General features: G+C 55.6%; 15 protein-coding genes and 7 tRNA genes. 21 read left to right on the top strand and 1 reads right to left on the bottom strand.

Going from position 1 to position 17,850, the window contains the following annotated elements:
• Nucleotides 1-26 precede the first annotated feature (26 nt).
• From nagA to ES815_RS15910, 11 genes are all read left to right on the top strand, one after another.
• The gene (gene nagA / locus ES815_RS15960) at nucleotides 27-1,175 is read left to right on the top strand and encodes an N-acetylglucosamine-6-phosphate deacetylase (RefSeq protein ID WP_142488691.1); all 1,149 of its coding nucleotides are present in this window, start codon (nucleotides 27-29) and stop codon (nucleotides 1,173-1,175) included.
• 8 nt (nucleotides 1,176-1,183) lie between these two features.
• The gene (locus ES815_RS15955) at nucleotides 1,184-2,404 is read left to right on the top strand and encodes an N-acetylglucosamine repressor (protein WP_142488690.1); all 1,221 of its coding nucleotides are present in this window, start codon (nucleotides 1,184-1,186) and stop codon (nucleotides 2,402-2,404) included.
• A 45-nt stretch (nucleotides 2,405-2,449) separates the two neighbouring features.
• Nucleotides 2,450-3,202, top strand: a complete 753-nt coding sequence (nagD, locus tag ES815_RS15950) for a ribonucleotide monophosphatase NagD (protein ID WP_142488689.1) — start codon at nucleotides 2,450-2,452, stop codon at nucleotides 3,200-3,202.
• Nucleotides 3,203-3,452: 250 nt separating this feature from the next.
• Entirely contained in the window at nucleotides 3,453-5,117 is a 1,665-nt protein-coding gene (gene asnB / locus ES815_RS15945; RefSeq protein WP_142488688.1) for an asparagine synthase B, read from the top strand.
• Nucleotides 5,118-5,343: 226 nt separating this feature from the next.
• Nucleotides 5,344-5,420, top strand: a tRNA-Met gene (locus ES815_RS15940).
• Nucleotides 5,421-5,428: 8 nt separating this feature from the next.
• Nucleotides 5,429-5,513: transfer RNA gene (locus tag ES815_RS15935), tRNA-Leu, on the top strand.
• 23 nt (nucleotides 5,514-5,536) lie between these two features.
• Nucleotides 5,537-5,611 (top strand) — tRNA-Gln (locus ES815_RS15930).
• Between the two features lie 33 nt (nucleotides 5,612-5,644).
• Nucleotides 5,645-5,719: transfer RNA gene (locus ES815_RS15925), tRNA-Gln, on the top strand.
• Between the two features lie 17 nt (nucleotides 5,720-5,736).
• Nucleotides 5,737-5,813: transfer RNA gene (locus ES815_RS15920), tRNA-Met, on the top strand.
• Between the two features lie 43 nt (nucleotides 5,814-5,856).
• A tRNA-Gln gene (locus ES815_RS15915) sits at nucleotides 5,857-5,931 on the top strand.
• A gap of 38 nt (nucleotides 5,932-5,969) precedes the next feature.
• Nucleotides 5,970-6,044: transfer RNA gene (locus tag ES815_RS15910), tRNA-Gln, on the top strand.
• A gap of 95 nt (nucleotides 6,045-6,139) precedes the next feature.
• On the opposite strand, the gene ubiF is transcribed toward ES815_RS15910, so the two are convergent.
• Nucleotides 6,140-7,315: a 3-demethoxyubiquinol 3-hydroxylase gene (gene ubiF, locus ES815_RS15905; protein ID WP_142488687.1), complete on the bottom strand. Its 1,176-nt coding sequence runs from the start codon at nucleotides 7,313-7,315 to the stop codon at nucleotides 6,140-6,142.
• Between the two features lie 135 nt (nucleotides 7,316-7,450).
• Here ubiF and miaB point away from each other — a divergent pair, with 135 nt between their 5' ends.
• From miaB to rihA, 10 genes are all read left to right on the top strand, one after another.
• Complete coding sequence (gene miaB / locus ES815_RS15900; RefSeq protein WP_142488686.1) at nucleotides 7,451-8,881, top strand: tRNA (N6-isopentenyl adenosine(37)-C2)-methylthiotransferase MiaB; 1,431 nt, start codon at nucleotides 7,451-7,453, stop codon at nucleotides 8,879-8,881.
• A gap of 151 nt (nucleotides 8,882-9,032) precedes the next feature.
• On the top strand, nucleotides 9,033-10,079 hold the full coding sequence (locus tag ES815_RS15895; protein ID WP_142488685.1) for a PhoH family protein: 1,047 nt from the start codon (nucleotides 9,033-9,035) through the stop codon (nucleotides 10,077-10,079).
• Nucleotides 10,076-10,543, top strand: coding sequence for an rRNA maturation RNase YbeY (gene ybeY, locus ES815_RS15890; protein ID WP_142488684.1), 468 nt, complete (start codon nucleotides 10,076-10,078; stop codon nucleotides 10,541-10,543). Before ES815_RS15895 ends, ybeY begins: the two co-directional genes overlap by 4 nt.
• A 103-nt stretch (nucleotides 10,544-10,646) precedes the next feature.
• On the top strand, nucleotides 10,647-11,525 hold the full coding sequence (gene corC / locus ES815_RS15885; protein WP_142488683.1) for a CNNM family magnesium/cobalt transport protein CorC: 879 nt from the start codon (nucleotides 10,647-10,649) through the stop codon (nucleotides 11,523-11,525).
• Nucleotides 11,526-11,530: 5 nt separating this feature from the next.
• Entirely contained in the window at nucleotides 11,531-13,069 is a 1,539-nt protein-coding gene (gene lnt / locus ES815_RS15880; RefSeq protein WP_142488682.1) for an apolipoprotein N-acyltransferase, read from the top strand.
• Nucleotides 13,070-13,462: 393 nt separating this feature from the next.
• On the top strand, nucleotides 13,463-14,371 hold the full coding sequence (locus ES815_RS15870; RefSeq protein ID WP_185902340.1) for an amino acid ABC transporter substrate-binding protein: 909 nt from the start codon (nucleotides 13,463-13,465) through the stop codon (nucleotides 14,369-14,371).
• Nucleotides 14,372-14,529: 158 nt separating this feature from the next.
• Nucleotides 14,530-15,270, top strand: a complete 741-nt coding sequence (gltJ, locus tag ES815_RS15865) for a glutamate/aspartate ABC transporter permease GltJ (RefSeq protein WP_142488680.1) — start codon at nucleotides 14,530-14,532, stop codon at nucleotides 15,268-15,270.
• Complete coding sequence (gene gltK, locus ES815_RS15860) at nucleotides 15,270-15,944, top strand: glutamate/aspartate ABC transporter permease GltK (protein WP_142488679.1); 675 nt, start codon at nucleotides 15,270-15,272, stop codon at nucleotides 15,942-15,944. Before gltJ ends, gltK begins: the two co-directional genes overlap by 1 nt.
• Entirely contained in the window at nucleotides 15,944-16,669 is a 726-nt protein-coding gene (locus tag ES815_RS15855; RefSeq protein WP_103823591.1) for an amino acid ABC transporter ATP-binding protein, read from the top strand. Before gltK ends, ES815_RS15855 begins: the two co-directional genes overlap by 1 nt.
• Before the next feature lie 119 nt (nucleotides 16,670-16,788).
• Nucleotides 16,789-17,724: a pyrimidine-specific ribonucleoside hydrolase RihA gene (rihA, locus tag ES815_RS15850; RefSeq protein WP_142488678.1), complete on the top strand. Its 936-nt coding sequence runs from the start codon at nucleotides 16,789-16,791 to the stop codon at nucleotides 17,722-17,724.
• Nucleotides 17,725-17,850: the final 126 nt, after the last annotated feature.

The raw sequence follows: 17,850 nt of genomic DNA, 5'->3' as shown, positions 1-17,850 counted from the left end.
ATGCTATTTTTATACCGGGGGTCGTTATGTACGCTTTAACCCACGGTCGGATTTATACCGGCCATGAAATTCTGGATGACCATGCGATTGTGATCGCAAATGGCCTGATTGAACGTGTCTGCCCGCTGGCCGAACTGCCGACGGAATTAGAACAACGCTCGCTCAATGGGGCAATCCTCTCCCCCGGTTTTATCGACGTACAGCTTAACGGCTGTGGCGGCGTGCAGTTCAATGATACAGCGGATGCCGTCACGGTTGAGACGCTGGAGATTATGCAGCGCGCCAACGAAAGATCGGGCTGCACCAGCTATCTGCCAACGCTGATCACCACCAGCGACGATCTGATGAAACAGGGCATTCGCGTGATGCGTGAATACCTGGCGAAATACCCGCACCAGGCGCTGGGCCTGCACCTTGAAGGTCCGTGGCTGAATATCGTCAAGAAAGGCACCCATAACCCGAGCTTCGTGCGTAAACCTGACGGCGAGCTGGTCGATTTCCTCTGTGCCAACGCGGATGTGATCACCAAAGTGACCCTGGCGCCAGAAATGGTCGATCCAGAGGTCATCGGCAAGCTGGCGGGCGCAGGAATTGTGGTTTCAGCCGGGCACTCCAACGCCACGCTGAAAGAGGCCAAAGTTGGCTTCCGGGCCGGTATCACCTTTGCTACCCATCTTTATAACGCCATGCCGTACATCACCGGGCGTGAGCCGGGTCTGACCGGGGCGATCTTCGATGAGCCGGACGTCTATTGCGGCATCATTGCCGACGGGTTACACGTAGATTATGCCAACGTGCGTAACGCCAAACGCCTGAAAGGCGACAAGCTGTGTCTGGTCACAGATGCCACGGCACCAGCGGGGGCAAATATTGAACAGTTCATTTTTGCTGGTAAAACAATATACTACCGGAATGGACTGTGTGTGGATGAGAACGGAACCTTAAGCGGTTCGGCCCTGACCATGATCGAAGGCGTGCGCAATCTGGTGGAACATTGCAGCATTGCTCTGGATGAAGTGTTGCGTATGGCAACCCTCTACCCGGCACGTGCGATTGGCGTGGACAAGCAGCTGGGCAGTATTGCACCTGGCATGGTGGCTAACCTCACCGCATTCACACACGATTATAAAATCATCAAGACCATCGTTAATGGTAACGAGGTCGTCACAGAGTAAGTAAACGTATGACACCTGGCGGACAAGCTCAAATTGGTAACGTTGATCTGGTAAAGCAGCTGAACAGTGCGGCGGTATATCGACTGATTGACCAGCATGGACCCATCTCGCGGATCCAGATTGCAGAACAGAGCCAGCTTGCCCCCGCCAGCGTGACGAAAATTACCCGCCAGCTCATTGAGCGCGGGTTAATTAAAGAAGTGGATCAGCAGGCCTCCACCGGGGGCCGTCGCGCGATCTCCATTGTGACCGAAACCCGCCATTTTCACGCCATCGGCGTGCGCCTTGGACGTCATGATGCCACCCTGACGCTGTACGACCTGAGCAGCAAAGCGGTTGCAGAAGAGCATTACTCCCTGCCGGAACGCACGCAAGAGACCCTTGAGCACGCCCTGCTCAACGCCATCGAGCTGTTTATCGAGTCCTGTCAACGCAAAATCCGCGAGCTGATCGCCATTTCGGTGATCCTGCCCGGGCTTGTCGACCCCGAAAGCGGCGTGATCCGCTATATGCCGCATATTCAGGTTGAAAACTGGGGGCTGATCGACGCCCTGGAAAAACGCTTCGCCGTCACCTGCTTTGTGGGCCACGATATCCGTAGCCTGGCGCTGGCGGAGCACTACTTTGGTGCGAGCCAGGATTGTGAAGACTCTATTCTGGTGCGTGTTCACCGGGGGACGGGGGCCGGGATCATCTCCAACGGGCGCATTTTTATTGGCCGTAACGGTAACGTCGGCGAGATTGGCCACATTCAGGTTGATCCGCTGGGTGAGCGCTGCCACTGCGGCAACTTTGGCTGTCTGGAAACGGTGGCTGCCAACGCCGCCATTGAGCAGCGCGTGCGTCATCTGCTGGAGCAGGGTTACCAGAGCCGCATTACGCTGGACGACTGTAAAATCAACGCTATCTGCAAGGCCGCCAACAAGGGCGACGCCCTGGCCAGCGAAGTCATCGAACAGGTCGGCCGTCACCTTGGCAAAACTATTGCCATTGCCATCAACCTGTTTAACCCGCAAAAAGTGGTGATTGCGGGCGAAATTACCGAAGCCGAAAAAGTGCTGCTGCCCGCCATTGAGGGGTGCATCAATACCCAGGCGCTGAAGGCGTTTCGCCAGAATCTGCCCGTGGTCCGCTCCGCGCTGAATGACCGTTCAGCGATCGGCGCCTTTGCGCTGGTAAAACGCGCCATGCTTAACGGTATCCTGTTGCAGCGTTTGCTGGAAAGCTGACAGCGTTTTATAGTGACGCCTTCTTTTTTTGATGTCGGGAAGTCCATGACCATTAAGAATGTTATTTGTGATATCGACGGCGTGCTGATGCACGACAACGTTGCCGTGCCGGGCGCAGCAGAATTTCTTAACCGCATCATGGAAAAAGGCATGCCGCTGGTTCTGCTCACCAACTTCCCGTCGCAGACCGGACAGGATCTGGCGAACCGCTTCGCTACTGCCGGTGTCGACGTGCCCGACAGCGTGTTTTACACCTCGGCGATGGCCACCGCAGATTTTCTGAAGCGTCAGGAAGGTAAAAAAGCCTATGTAGTGGGCGAAGGCGCGCTGATCCATGAGCTATACAAAGCAGGCTTCACCATCACCGATGTGAATCCCGATTTCGTGATCGTCGGCGAGACACGCTCCTATAACTGGGAGATGATGCATAAGGCAGCCTTCTTCGTCGCCAACGGTGCCCGATTTATCGCCACCAACCCGGATACCCACGGCCGCGGCTTCTACCCGGCCTGTGGCGCGCTCTGTGCCGGTATTGAGAAGATCTCCGGCCGTACGCCCTTTTATGTCGGTAAGCCAAGCCCGTGGATCATTCGCGCGGCGCTCAACAAAATGCAGGCCCACTCGGAAGATACGGTGATTGTGGGTGACAACCTGCGCACCGATATTCTGGCAGGTTTCCAGGCCGGGCTGGAGACCATTCTGGTGCTGTCAGGGGTATCGACCCTCGATGATATTGATTCGATGCCGTTCCGGCCGAGCTGGATTTACCCCTCGGTCGCGGAAATTGATGTGCTGTAATCTGAAACCACGTCACCGGACGTGGTTTTTTCATTTTGTCGCAGTAAAAACAGAGTCACATCTAAACAAAACCGTCATTCATTGAATAATCTTCAATAAACCAGCTCAAGTCATACGCTTTTTTCAACATTCAGCAATGACCATTGCACTTTTTCTCTTTTACCCGGCAAAACGCTTGCCGCTCCTCCCCTTTTGCGGCATTTTCATAAGCAAGCAACATCACACTGCAACAGGGTTAATGGAGAAGGTTATGTGTTCAATTTTCGGCGTACTGGATATTAAAACTGACGCAGGCGAACTGCGTAAAAAAGCACTGGAATTGTCCCGTCTGATGCGCCATCGCGGCCCGGACTGGTCCGGTGTCTACGCCAGCGATAAAGCGATTCTGGCCCATGAACGTCTGTCGATTGTCGACGTTAACGCCGGTGCTCAGCCGTTATATAACGAGAAAAAAACCCATGCCCTGGCGGTCAACGGTGAGATCTACAACCACCAGGCGCTGCGTGCGGAGTACGGCGATCGCTATGCCTTCCAGACCGGTTCTGACTGTGAAGTGATCCTGGCGCTGTATCAGGAGAAAGGCCCGGAATTCCTCGACGAGCTGCAGGGGATGTTCGCCTTCGCCCTGTACGACAGCGAAAAAGATGCGTATCTGATTGGCCGCGACCACATCGGGATCATCCCGCTGTACATGGGTCACGACGAATTCGGCAACTTCTATGTGGCATCAGAGATGAAAGCCCTGGTGCCGGTGTGCCGCACCATTAAAGAGTTCCCGGCAGGCAGTTTCCTGTGGAGTAAAGATGGCGAGATCCGTTCTTACTATCAGCGCGACTGGTTCGATTACGATGCCGTTAAAGACAACGTTACCGACAAAGTGGAGCTGACCCAGGCGCTGGAAGAGGCGGTAAAAAGCCACCTGATGTCAGACGTGCCTTATGGCGTGCTGCTCTCCGGCGGTCTGGACTCCTCTGTGATTTCGGCTATCACCAAAAAATACGCCGCCCGCCGCGTGGAGGATCAGGAGCGCTCCGAAGCCTGGTGGCCGCAGCTGCACTCCTTCGCCGTTGGTCTGGAAGGATCTCCGGATCTGAAAGCCGCACAGGAAGTGGCTAATCATCTCGGCACCGTACACCATGAAATTCACTTTACGGTGCAGGAAGGGCTGGATGCGATCCGTGACGTTATCTATCACATTGAAACCTATGACGTGACCACCATCCGCGCCTCCACGCCGATGTACCTGATGTCGCGTAAAATCAAAGCTATGGGCATCAAAATGGTGCTGTCCGGCGAAGGGTCTGACGAAGTGTTCGGCGGTTACCTGTACTTCCATAAAGCGCCAGACGCCAAAGAACTGCACGAAGAGACGGTACGTAAGCTGCAGGCGCTGCACATGTTTGACTGCGCCCGCGCCAACAAAGCGATGTCTGCCTGGGGCGTGGAAGCACGCGTGCCGTTCCTGGATAAGAAATTCCTCGACGTGGCCATGCGTATCAACCCGCAGGATAAGATGTGCGGCAACGGCAAGATGGAAAAACATATCCTGCGCGAATGTTTTGAATCTTACCTGCCGGCAAGCGTGGCCTGGCGTCAGAAAGAGCAATTCTCTGACGGCGTAGGTTACAGCTGGATCGATACCCTGAAAGAGGTGGCCGCGAAGCAAGTTTCCGATCAACAACTGGAAACCGCCAGCTTCCGCTTCCCGTACAACACGCCGGGTTCAAAAGAAGCCTATCTGTACCGTGAGATCTTCGAAGAGCTGTTCCCGCTGCCAAGCGCAGCAGAGTGTGTCCCGGGCGGCCCTTCCGTCGCCTGCTCCTCTGCGAAAGCCATTGAGTGGGATGAAGCGTTTAAAACCATGAACGATCCGTCAGGCCGTGCCGTAGGCGTGCACCAGTCTGCGTATAAATAAGCAATAAAATTTGCCATGAGGCCCTTCGGGGCCTCTTTTTTTGCCTCGCGTTATGCTGGACAAAATCGATTAATAACCAATAATTGCCGAATATTCGGCCACGCTGTTCGCAACCTAACCAAACAGTCACATTCCAGACATTTTCGATGAAAAAGGTGTTGACGCTGCAAGGGTCTATACGCATAATGCGCCCCGCAACGCCGATAAGGTAACGCGAAAAAAAGATGGCTACGTAGCTCAGTTGGTTAGAGCACATCACTCATAATGATGGGGTCACAGGTTCGAATCCCGTCGTAGCCACCATCTTTTTTGCGGGAGTGGCGAAATTGGTAGACGCACCAGATTTAGGTTCTGGCGCCGCAAGGTGTGCGAGTTCAAGTCTCGCCTCCCGCACCATTCCCATAAAAGCGTTGCACGGATGGGGTATCGCCAAGCGGTAAGGCACCGGTTTTTGATACCGGCATTCCCTGGTTCGAATCCAGGTACCCCAGCCATATTTCTTCGATTTTGCGGTTCTCCGCGGTTATTGGGGTATCGCCAAGCGGTAAGGCACCGGTTTTTGATACCGGCATTCCCTGGTTCGAATCCAGGTACCCCAGCCATCGAAGAAAGCAGTACTGGCTACGTAGCTCAGTTGGTTAGAGCACATCACTCATAATGATGGGGTCACAGGTTCGAATCCCGTCGTAGCCACCATATTAGTGATTTATCGATTCTGTCGGTAAACTAAAAAAATTGTTGGGGTATCGCCAAGCGGTAAGGCTCTGGTTTCTGATACCAGCATTCCGAGGTTCGAATCCTCGTACCCCAGCCAATTTAAAAAGTCGTTAGATGTTTATTGTTTAACGCCATTGGGGTGTCGCCAAGCGGTAAGGCACTGGTTTCTGATACCAGCATTCCGGGGTTCGAATCCCTGCACCCCAGCCACACTAAAAAAGCTCGCTTCGGCGAGCTTTTTGCTTTTCTGCGTTTCTAAAAGTCATGCCGGGTGGCGGCTTCGCCTTACCCGGCCTACAAGAGTTTTAAAGCCCTAAGGCGTATTTCAGCGCCTGACGTTTCAGTCCGCCCGCGCGCTGCGCCGCCATCAACCCCACATTACGCAGGACGCGCAGCGGTCCCAGATCGTTGCTGAACCCGGCGTAAAACAGATCCATTCCGGACTGCATAATGAAGTTGTCCGCCATCCGTCGGGTCTGATACCGCTTAAGCACCTGATGGCTGGCCCAGGCTTCGCCGTGGTTGCGGGCATTGGTGAGTACATCTATCAGCGCGTCGACGTCACGATAGCCGAGGTTAACGCCCTGCCCCGCCAGCGGATGAATGGTGTGCGCAGCATCGCCGACCAGCGCCAGCCCTTCCTGCGCGTACTGCAGGGCGTGACGACGCGTCAACGGGAAGGCCCCCGCGGCGACGGGCGTTACCTTACCCAGCCGTGCCGGGAAATGGTAAGCGATTTCGCGCTGCAACTGTTCCATCGACAGCCCCTGTAGCTGGCGAATACGTGCAGGGGTGTCGTACCACACCAGGGAGGCCCAGCGATCGAACAGCGGTAAAAAGGCGTGCGGACCGTTCGGGGTAAAGTGCTGCCAGGTGCTGTCGCCCGGCTCGTTCTCACAGGCGACGGTAATCAGCATGCAGGATTGTTGGTATTGCCAGGCGTGAATGCCGATCCCCGCCAGCTCCCGCACCCGGGAATTAGCCCCGTCGGCGCCCACCAGCAGTTTTACCGCCAGCTGCTCACCGCTATCCAGCTCAATCAGATGTTGATCGTTGTGGCGATGCAGATGCTTCACCGACGCGGGGACGCGCAGCGTGACCCTGGGATGCGCCTCCAGCGCCTGCCAGAGCGCCTGCTGCAGAACGGTATTTTCAACCATATACCCCAGCAGGGGGAGTTTGAGCTCCGCGGCGTCAAAAACCACATGGGCATTTTCCCACTCCCAGGTCTCCAGGCGGCGATACGGGTGCGCGCGCATCGCCAGGATCGCGTCCCACACGTCCAGCCCGCGAAGCAGATCGACCGACGCGGCGCTGATAGCGGAGATGCGAACATCAGGCTGCTGAGAAGCGTCAAAGGCAGGCGGCGGCGCCTGTTCGATAACCGTTACGTCGAAACCCTGTTGCGCCAGCCCCAGCGCCAGCGCCCCGCCGACCATACCGCCGCCGACAACGGCGATCCCGGTTTGTTGGATAGTCATGGTCATTTGTCCTTATTTGAGAATCCCTTAAGTTTACCGGATTTTTTCGCCCTGAGTCCGGGAACCTTCATACTGGTCACAACCGCACCAAAGCATTACAATACGCGCCCTGCAATCCTGAGCACGAGCAAGTCGATGACAAAAAAACTCCATATAAAAACCTGGGGCTGTCAGATGAACGAGTACGATTCATCAAAGATGGCCGATCTGCTGGATGCCACCCATGGGTATCAACTCACCGACGTGGCGGAAGAGGCAGACGTGTTGCTGCTGAACACCTGCTCGATCCGTGAGAAGGCGCAGGAGAAAGTCTTTCATCAGTTAGGTCGCTGGAAGCTGATCAAACAAAAAAGACCAGACGTGATCATCGGCGTCGGCGGCTGTGTCGCCTCGCAGGAAGGCAAGCTGATCCGCCAGCGCGCCCACTACGTCGATATTATTTTTGGCCCGCAGACCCTGCACCGTCTGCCGGAGATGATCAACTCCGTGCGCGGAACCGGCCAGCGCAAAGCGATCATCGACGTCAGCTTCCCGGAAATCGAAAAATTTGACCGTCTGCCGGAACCACGTGCGGATGGCCCAACCGCCTTCGTCTCCATTATGGAAGGCTGCAACAAATACTGTACCTACTGCGTGGTGCCTTACACCCGCGGTGAGGAAGTCAGCCGCCCTTGCGACGACATTCTCTTTGAAATTGCTCAGCTCGCGGCGCAGGGCGTACGTGAAGTGAACCTGCTCGGCCAGAACGTAAACGCCTGGCGCGGCGAGAACTATGACGGCAGCACCGGCTCCTTTGCCGAACTGCTGCGTCTGGTGGCGGCCATTGACGGCATCGACCGCATTCGCTTCACCACCAGCCACCCGATTGAATTCACCGATGACATCATTGATGTCTACCGGGATACGCCGGAGCTGGTGAGCTTCCTGCACCTGCCGATCCAATGTGGCTCTGACCGCGTGCTGAACCTGATGGGCCGCACCCACACCGCGCTGGAATATAAGGCGATTATCCGCAAGCTGCGTGAAGCGCGCCCGGACATTCAGATCAGCTCTGACTTTATCGTCGGCTTCCCGGGTGAAACGGACGACGATTTTGAACGCACCATGAAGGTTATTGGTGATGTGAACTTCGATGTGAGCTACAGCTTCATCTTCTCGGCCCGTCCGGGTACGCCTGCTGCCGATATGGTGGACGATGTGCCGGATGAGGTGAAAAAGCAGCGTCTGTATATTCTGCAGGATCGCATCAACCAGCAGGCTAACGCCTGGAGCCGTCGGATGCTTGGCACCGTGCAGCGCGTGCTGGTGGAAGGCACTTCACGTAAGAGCATCATGCAGCTCTCTGGCCGAACGGAGAACAACCGCGTGGTGAACTTCGAAGGTACGCCGGACCTGGTGGGCAAGTTCGTTGATATTGAAATTCTTGAGGTGTTGACCAACTCCCTGCGTGGAAAACTGGTGCGCACCGAAGATGAAATGGGCCTGCGCGTCGTCGAATCTCCGGAGTCGGTGATTGCCCGTACCCGTAAAGAAAGCGATCTGGGTGTCGGCGTATATCAGCCATAATCCCTCTGGCCTGTCATTTCTGGCAGGCCTTGTTTTCCCCTCTTCTCTCCCCCATATCCTTCGCAATGCTTGCGCCTTTATTCTGTGGCGTGAATACTTTCTTAAGACAGACCCACTGCCTTATGGCATCCAGGACATTAAGAGGAACGGTTTGAATATAGATACACGTGAAATTACCCTTGAGCCAGCAGACAACGCTCGCCTGCTGAGCCTGTGCGGGCCGTTTGATGACAACATCAAACAACTGGAGCGACGTCTGGGTATCGAGATTAATCGTCGCGATAACCAGTTCAAACTCACCGGACGCGCAATTTGCGTCAATGCCGCTGCGGATATCCTCCGTAGCCTGTACGTTGATACCGCCCCGATGCGCGGTGAAATTCAGGATATTGAGCCGGAACAGATCCATCTGGCGATCAAAGAAACGCGGGTGCTGGAGCAGAGCGCGGAGAGCGTGCCGGACTTCGGCAAAGCTATCCATATCCAGACCAAGCGTGGCGTCATTAAGCCGCGCACGCCAAACCAGGCGCAGTACATCGCCAATATTCTCGATCATGACATCACCTTTGGCGTCGGCCCGGCGGGTACCGGTAAAACCTACCTTGCGGTGGCGGCCGCCGTGGATGCCCTGGAGCGCCAGGAGATCCGCCGTATTCTGCTCACCCGTCCGGCCGTTGAAGCGGGCGAGAAGCTGGGCTTCCTGCCTGGCGACCTGAGCCAGAAGGTCGATCCTTACCTGCGCCCGCTGTACGATGCGCTGTTTGAGATGCTCGGCTTCGAGAAGGTCGAAAAACTGATTGAACGTAACGTCATCGAAGTGGCTCCGCTGGCCTATATGCGCGGTCGTACCCTGAACGATGCGTTCATCATTCTGGATGAGAGCCAGAACACCACCATCGAACAGATGAAGATGTTCCTGACCCGTATTGGTTTTAACTCCAAAGCGGTGATCACCGGGGATATCACCCAGGTCGACCTGCCGCGCAGCACCAAATCAGGTCTGCGTCACGCCATTGAAGTATTGTCCGAAGTGGACGAAATCAGCTTTAACTTCTTCCACAGCGAAGACGTGGTGCGCCACCCGGTGGTTGCCCGCATCGTCACGGCATATGAAGCGTGGGAAGCAGCAGATCAAAAACGTAAAGCAGAACAGGCAGCGGAACGCAAACGCGAAGCCCAGGAGCAAGAGCAGAAATGAGTCAGGTGATCCTCGATTTACAGCTGGCCTGTGAAGATAACGCCGGCCTGCCGGAAGAGAGCCAGTTCCAGGCGTGGCTGAATGCCGTCATCCCTCAGTTTCAGGAAGAGTCAGAAGTCACGATTCGCCTGGTGGATGAAGCAGAAAGCCATGACCTGAACCTGACCTATCGTGGGAAAGATAAGCCGACCAACGTGCTCTCTTTCCCGTTTGAAGCGCCGCCGGGCATCGAACTGCCGCTGCTGGGTGATTTGATCATCTGCCGGCAGGTGGTTGAGCAAGAAGCGAAGGAGCAGCAGAAGCCGCTCGAGGCCCACTGGGCGCACATGGTGGTGCACGGCAGCCTGCATCTGCTGGGCTACGATCACATTGAAGATGATGAAGCGGAAGAGATGGAGTCCCTCGAGACAGAGATAATGCTTGCTCTGGGCTATGAGGATCCGTACATTGCCGAGAAAGAGTAGTCTGTTCGGCGCTTTTGCGCCGGACTGACATAATGTGCCGTCGTGTCAGACCCAGGTCCGCGACGGCAGTTTTAAATCAACATGAGAACCCTTAACAAACGCCATGAGCGACGACAATTCACACAGTAGCGACACTCCAACCAGCAAAAAGGGATTTTTCTCCCTCCTCCTGAGCCAGCTGTTCCACGGTGAACCTAAAAACCGTGACGAACTTCTGGAGCTGATCCGTGACTCCGGGCAGAACGACCTTATCGACGAAGATACGCGCGAAATGCTCGAAGGGGTAATGGACATCGCAGACCAACGCGTTCGCGATATCATGATCCCCCGCTCGCAGATGATCACCCTGAAACGTAACCAGACCCTGGAAGAGTGCCTCGACGTCATCATCGAGTCTGCCCACTCGCGTTTCCCGGTCATCAGCGAAGACAAAGATCACATCGAAGGAATTCTGATGGCCAAAGATCTGCTGCCGTTTATGCGCAGCGAGTCAGAAGCCTTCAGCATGGAAAAAGTGTTACGTCCGGCGGTGGTTGTTCCGGAAAGCAAGCGGGTAGACCGCATGCTGAAAGAGTTTCGTTCTCAACGTTACCACATGGCGATTGTTATCGATGAATTTGGCGGCGTTTCGGGCCTGGTCACCATCGAAGATATTCTTGAACTGATCGTGGGTGAAATCGAAGACGAGTATGACGAAGAAGAGGATATCGACTTCCGTCAGCTGAGCCGCCACACCTGGACCGTGCGTGCGCTGGCGCCAATCGAAGACTTCAATGACACCTTTGGCACCCACTTCAGCGATGAAGAAGTGGATACCATCGGCGGGCTGGTGATGCAGGCCTTTGGGCATCTTCCGGCACGCGGTGAAACCGTGGAAATAGACGGTTACCAGTTCAAGGTCGCGATGGCCGACAGTCGACGTATTATTCAGGTTCATGTAAGAATGCCGGACGACGCTCCGCAACCCACACTGGATGATTGATTTAAATGGCATTTGCCCCACTGCTTGAACGCCAGCGCGTACGTCTGCTGCTGGCGCTGATCCTCGGAGCCAGCGGTACGCTGGCTTTTTCCCCTTATGACTTCTGGCCTGCGGCCCTGCTCTCCCTGATGGGACTTCAGGGGCTGACCCTGAACCGACGTCCTGTACAGGCGGCGGCGATTGGCTATTTCTGGGGACTGGGCCTGTTTGGCTCCGGTATTAACTGGGTTTACGTCAGTATCGCGCAATTTGGCGGCATGCCGGGACCGGTGAATATCTTCCTCGTGGTGCTGCTGGCGGCGTACCTCTCGCTCTATACCGGTCTGTTTGCCGGTATTCTGTCGCGCCTGTGGCCGAAAACCAGCTGGCTGCGGGTGGCGATTGCCGCCCCGGTAGTCTGGCAGTGCAGCGAATTCCTGCGCGGCTGGGTGCTGACCGGCTTCCCCTGGCTGCAGTTTGGCTACAGCCAGATCGACGGACCGCTGAAAGGGCTGGCGCCGGTAATGGGCGTCGAGGCGATCAACTTCCTGCTGATGGTGGTGAGCGGCCTGCTGGTACTGGCGCTGGTACAGCGCAACTGGCGTCCGCTGGCGGCGGCGCTGATCCTCTTTGCCCTGCCTTTCCCACTGCGTTATATCCAGTGGTTTACCCTTGAGCCGGAACGCGCCACCCAGGTGTCGATGGTGCAGGGCAATATTCCCCAGTCGCTGAAATGGGATGAAGGTCAGTTGATCAATACCCTGAAAATTTATCTGGATGCCACCCAGAAAGAGATGGGTAAATCCCAGTTGATTATCTGGCCGGAGTCGGCGATCCCGGATCTGGAGATCAACCAGCAGCGTTTTCTCGCCATGATGGACGATCTGCTGCGCGCCCGTGACACCACCCTGATCACCGGTATTGTGGATGCGCGTCTGAACAAGCAAAACCGTTACGACACCTACAACACCATCATCACGCTGGGAAAAGACAACCCGTACAGCTACGAGTCGACCAACCGCTACAACAAAAACCACCTGGTGCCCTTTGGTGAGTTTGTGCCGCTGGAGTCGATTCTGCGTCCGCTGGCGCCGTTCTTCGATTTGCCGATGTCCTCGTTTAGCCGGGGCTCCTACGTTCAGCCTCAGCTGAGCGCCCACGGCTTCCTGCTGACCGCCGCCATTTGCTACGAGATCATCCTCGGTGAGCAGGTGCGGGATAATTTCCGTCCCAATACCGACTATCTCCTGACCATCTCTAACGATGCCTGGTTCGGTAAGTCGATCGGCCCGTGGCAGCACTTCCAGATGGCGCGCATGCGCTCCCTGGAGCTGGCGCGTCCGCTGCTGCGCAGTACCAACAATGGCATTACGGCGGTGATTGGCCCGCAGGGTGAAATTCAGGCCATGCTGCCGCAGTTTACCCGCGACGTGCTGACTGCAAAGGTCACGCCAACGACCGGGCTGACGCCTTACGCTCGTACCGGCAACTGGCCGCTGTGGATCCTGACCGCGCTGTTCGGCTTTGGCGCCGTGCTGATGAGCCTTCGTCAGCGTCGTAAGTAACATTTCCCCTCTGTTGCCGGGTGGCGGCTTCGCCTTACCCGGCCTACGTTTGTAGGCCCGGCAAGCAAAGCGCCGCCGGGCAATTCCCCACTCTCCCCAACTCTGGCACGCCTATTGCTTTGTTTATTCACGCAAACGCGATTTGGCTTAACGTGCAACCCGGTCGCACCAGCATTGTTCACCGGTAGCACCGAAACGGTGCAACGGCAGATTTATGCCTCTGAATGGTGCGGCGCGCTTCGCAAAAATAAACAATAACGCAGCAAAATCTTTACATTAAGCCAAACTAAATGTTAACAAACACGTATAACACTGCACTCGTATCGCGCGAGTTATAACAACATCACACCGAATATCAATGCGCACCTGACGTTGATAAAAAAGGAGTTGGATATGCAATTACGTAAACTGGCCACAGCAATGCTGGTAATGGGATTGTCCGCGGGCGTCGTGCACGCCGAAGATGCTGCCCCGGCAGCGGGCGGTACGCTGGAAAAAATCGCCAAAAACGGCGTGATTGTGGTCGGCCACCGTGAATCCTCTGTTCCGTTCTCATACTACGACAACACGCAAAAAGTCGTGGGTTACTCTCAGGCTTACTCCAACGCGATCGTTGACGCGGTGAAGAAAAAGCTTAATAAACCGGACCTGGAAGTGAAGCTGATCCCAATCACTTCACAAAACCGTATCCCGCTGCTGCAAAACGGCACCTTCGATTTTGAGTGCGGCTCCACCACCAACAACCTTGAGCGTCAGAAACAGGCGGCCTTCTCCGATACCATCTTCGTGGTCGGTACCCGTCTGCTGACCAAAAAAGGCGGCGAGATTAAAGACTTCGCAGACCTGAAAGGCAAAGCGGTAGTCGTGACCTCCGGTACCACCTCTGAAGTGCTGCTGCACAAGCTGAACGAAGAGAAGAAAATGGACATGCGCATCATCAGCGCCAAAGACCACGGCGACTCTTTCCGTACCCTGGAAAGCGGCCGCGCCGTTGCGTTTATGATGGATGATGCCCTGCTGGCCGGTGAGCGTGCGAAAGCGAAGAAACCGGACAACTGGGAAATCGTCGGCACCGCGCAATCCAAAGAAGCCTATGGCTGCATGATGCGTAAAGACGACGCGGAATTTAAGAAACTGGTCGATGACACCATCGCTCAGGTTCAGACCTCCGGCGACGCGGAAAAATGGTTCGATAAGTGGTTCAAGAACCCAATCCCACCAAAAAATCTGAACATGAACTTTGAGCTGTCTGATGACATGAAGGCTCTGTTTAAAGAACCGAATGACAAAGCACTTAACTAATTAGAACCATTAAGGGGCGGGACCTCCTGCCCTCTCGATTGTCGGGAAGCGCGGACAGACTAAACGTTGAGTGGTCGTTCCCCACTCAGCGCGAACATTAAAGCTTCTCACCAATCTTCGAGGGTAGCGCTGCTACCCTTTTTTTTCTGGAGTTTATTATGTCAATCGACTGGAACTGGGGCATTTTCCTGCAGCAAGCCCCGTTCGGCAACACCACCTATCTTGGCTGGCTGTGGAGCGGTTTTCAGGTCACGGTCGCACTGTCGATCACCGCCTGGATCATCGCCTTCCTCGTCGGCTCGCTGTTCGGTATTTTACGTACCGTGCCTAACCGTTTTCTCTCCTCGCTGGGAACCTGCTACGTCGAACTGTTCCGTAACGTTCCGTTAATCGTGCAGTTCTTTACCTGGTATCTGGTTATCCCGGAACTGCTGCCGGAAGATATTGGCATGTGGTTCAAATCTGAACTGGATCCTAACGTTCAGTTCTTTGTCTCTTCCATGCTATGCCTGGGTCTGTTCACTGCCGCCCGCGTGTGCGAGCAGGTGCGCGCCGCGATCCAGTCCCTGCCCCGCGGACAGAAAAATGCTGCCCTGGCGATGGGTCTGACCTTACCCCAGGCCTACCGCTATGTGCTGCTGCCGAATGCCTATCGCGTGATTGTGCCGCCGATGACCTCGGAGATGATGAACCTGGTGAAAAACTCGGCCATCGCCTCCACCATCGGTCTGGTTGATATGGCCGCGCAGGCGGGCAAACTGCTGGATTACTCCGCCCACGCGTGGGAATCCTTCACCGCCATTACCCTGGCCTACGTGCTGATTAACGCTGTGATTATGCTGGTGATGAACCTGGTCGAACGTAAAGTTCGCCTGCCGGGCAATCTGGGGGGCAAATAATGTACGAATTTGACTGGAGTTCCATTGTTCCTTCCCTGCCCTACCTGATTGATGGTCTGATCATCACCCTGAAGATCACCCTGACGGCGGTCATTATCGGGATAGTCTGGGGCACCCTGCTGGCGGTGATGCGCCTGTCGAGTTTTAAGCCTGTCGCCTGGTTTGCTACTGCCTACGTCAACGTGTTTCGCTCCATCCCGCTGGTAATGGTGCTGCTGTGGTTCTACCTGATCGTACCGGGCCTGCTGCAGGATGTGCTTGGTCTGTCGCCGAAGTCCGATATCCGCCTGATCTCGGCGATGGTGGCCTTCTCGATGTTTGAGGCGGCGTACTATTCAGAGATTATCCGCGCCGGGATCCAGAGTATCTCCCGCGGGCAGTCCAGCGCTGCCCTGGCGTTAGGCATGACCCACTGGCAGTCGATGAAGCTTATCATTCTGCCGCAGGCGTTCCGCGCCATGGTTCCGCTGCTGCTGACCCAGGGTATCGTGCTGTTCCAGGATACCTCTCTGGTTTATGTGTTGAGCCTGGCAGACTTCTTCCGCACCGCCTCCACCATCGGCGAGCGCGATGGGACTCAGGTTGAGATGATCCTCTTCGCAGGTGCGGTCTATTTTGCAATTAGTTTAAGCGCGTCGCTGTTGGTCAGCTGGCTGAAGAAAAGGACAGTGTAATGATTTCCCTGAAAAATGTTTCTAAATGGTATGGGCACTTTCAGGTGCTGACCGACTGCTCTACGGAAGTGAAAAAAGGTGAGGTAGTGGTAGTTTGCGGGCCGTCCGGCTCGGGAAAATCCACGCTTATCAAAACCGTGAACGGCCTCGAGCCAGTGCAGCAGGGCGAGATTATCGTCAACGGCACCAAAGTAAATGACAAGAAAACCAACCTGGCGAAGCTGCGTTCTAACGTCGGGATGGTGTTCCAGCATTTCGAACTCTTTCCGCATCTGTCAATCATTGAGAACCTGACCCTGGCGCAGGTGAAGGTCCTCAAGCGCGATAAGGCGGCCGCACGCGAGAAGGGGCTGAAACTGCTGGAGCGCGTGGGCCTCTCCGCCCATGCCGATAAGTTCCCGGCGCAGCTCTCCGGTGGTCAGCAGCAGCGTGTGGCGATTGCCCGTGCGCTCTGTATGGACCCGGTAGCGATGCTTTTTGATGAGCCAACCTCCGCACTTGACCCGGAGATGATCAATGAAGTGCTGGATGTTATGGTTCAACTGGCGCAGGAAGGTATGACCATGATGGTGGTCACTCACGAAATGGGCTTTGCGCGTAAAGTCGCAAACCGCGTGATCTTTATGGATGAGGGTAAAATCGTGGAGGACTCTGCAAAAGAAGAGTTCTTTAATAACCCGCAATCCGAACGCGCCAAAGACTTCCTCGCCAAAATCCTGCATTAATCTCCCCGGTGCGCAATCGCTCAGATTGCGCACCTGTTCACGTTTCACACCCCTTCTTCTCGTCGATTAGCAATGACAGCGTTAACCTTGTCACACATATGCTGTGAACGGAGAACGCTATGGCACTACCGATTATTCTTGATTGCGACCCGGGTCATGATGACGCGATCGCACTCGTCCTGGCCCTTGCCTCACCCGAACTGGAACTCAGAGCGGTAACCTCTTCTGCCGGAAACCAGACCCCGGACAAAACCCTGCGCAACACGCTGCGGATGCTGACCCTGCTGAAACGCAGCGATATTCCGGTGGCCGGCGGGGCAATCAAGCCCCTGATGCGCGACCTGATTATTGCCGATAACGTCCACGGGGAAAGCGGCCTTGACGGCCCCGCCCTGCCCGAGCCGGGCTTTGCCCCGCTGGATTGCACTGCCGTAGAGCTGATGGCAAAAGTACTGCGCGAAAGCCCCGAAGCGGTAACGCTGGTGGCTACCGGCCCACAAACTAACGTCGCCCTGCTGCTGAATAGCCACCCGGAGCTGCATGCTAAAATCGCCCGGATTGTGATCATGGGCGGTGCCATGGGGCTGGGTAACTGGACACCCGCGGCTGAATTCAACATCTTTGTCGATCCTGAAGCGGCTGAAATCGTCTTCCAGTCCGGCATTCCGGTGGTGATGGCCGGTCTGGACGTGACCCATCGGGCGCAAATTATGGCGGAAGATATCGAGCGTTTTCGGCGGATCGGCAACCCGGTGGCGGCCACGGTCGCGGAGCTGCTTGACTTCTTTATGGAGTACCACAAAACCGAGAAGTGGGGCTTCCAGGGCGCGCCGCTGCACGATCCCTGCACCATCGCCTGGCTGCTGAAACCGGCGATCTTCACCACGGTGGATCGCTGGGTCGGCATTGAGACGCAGGGAAAATATACCCAGGGAATGACGGTGGTCGATTATTATTTCCTGACCGGCAATACGCCGAATACGACGGTCATGACGGATATCGATCGTGAAGCCTTTGTTGATTTACTGGCTGAGCGATTGAAATTTTACAGCTAGCCCCCACGCCCCTGAATGCAGGGGCGTGTTCCAACTGAAGAAAAACGCATCGGTCAAAGTCAGATATCCACGAATTGAGATACAAATTCATCTTTAAATGAGAATATGAGCCTGGCTTAAGAAACT

It is taken from the genome of Leclercia adecarboxylata (assembly GCF_006874705.1).
In the GTDB taxonomy this organism is placed as follows: Bacteria; Pseudomonadota; Gammaproteobacteria; order Enterobacterales; family Enterobacteriaceae; genus Enterobacter; species Enterobacter adecarboxylatus_C.
The sequence above is the reverse complement of the archived record's forward strand: the minus strand, read 5'-3'. Positions and strand labels throughout refer to the sequence as shown.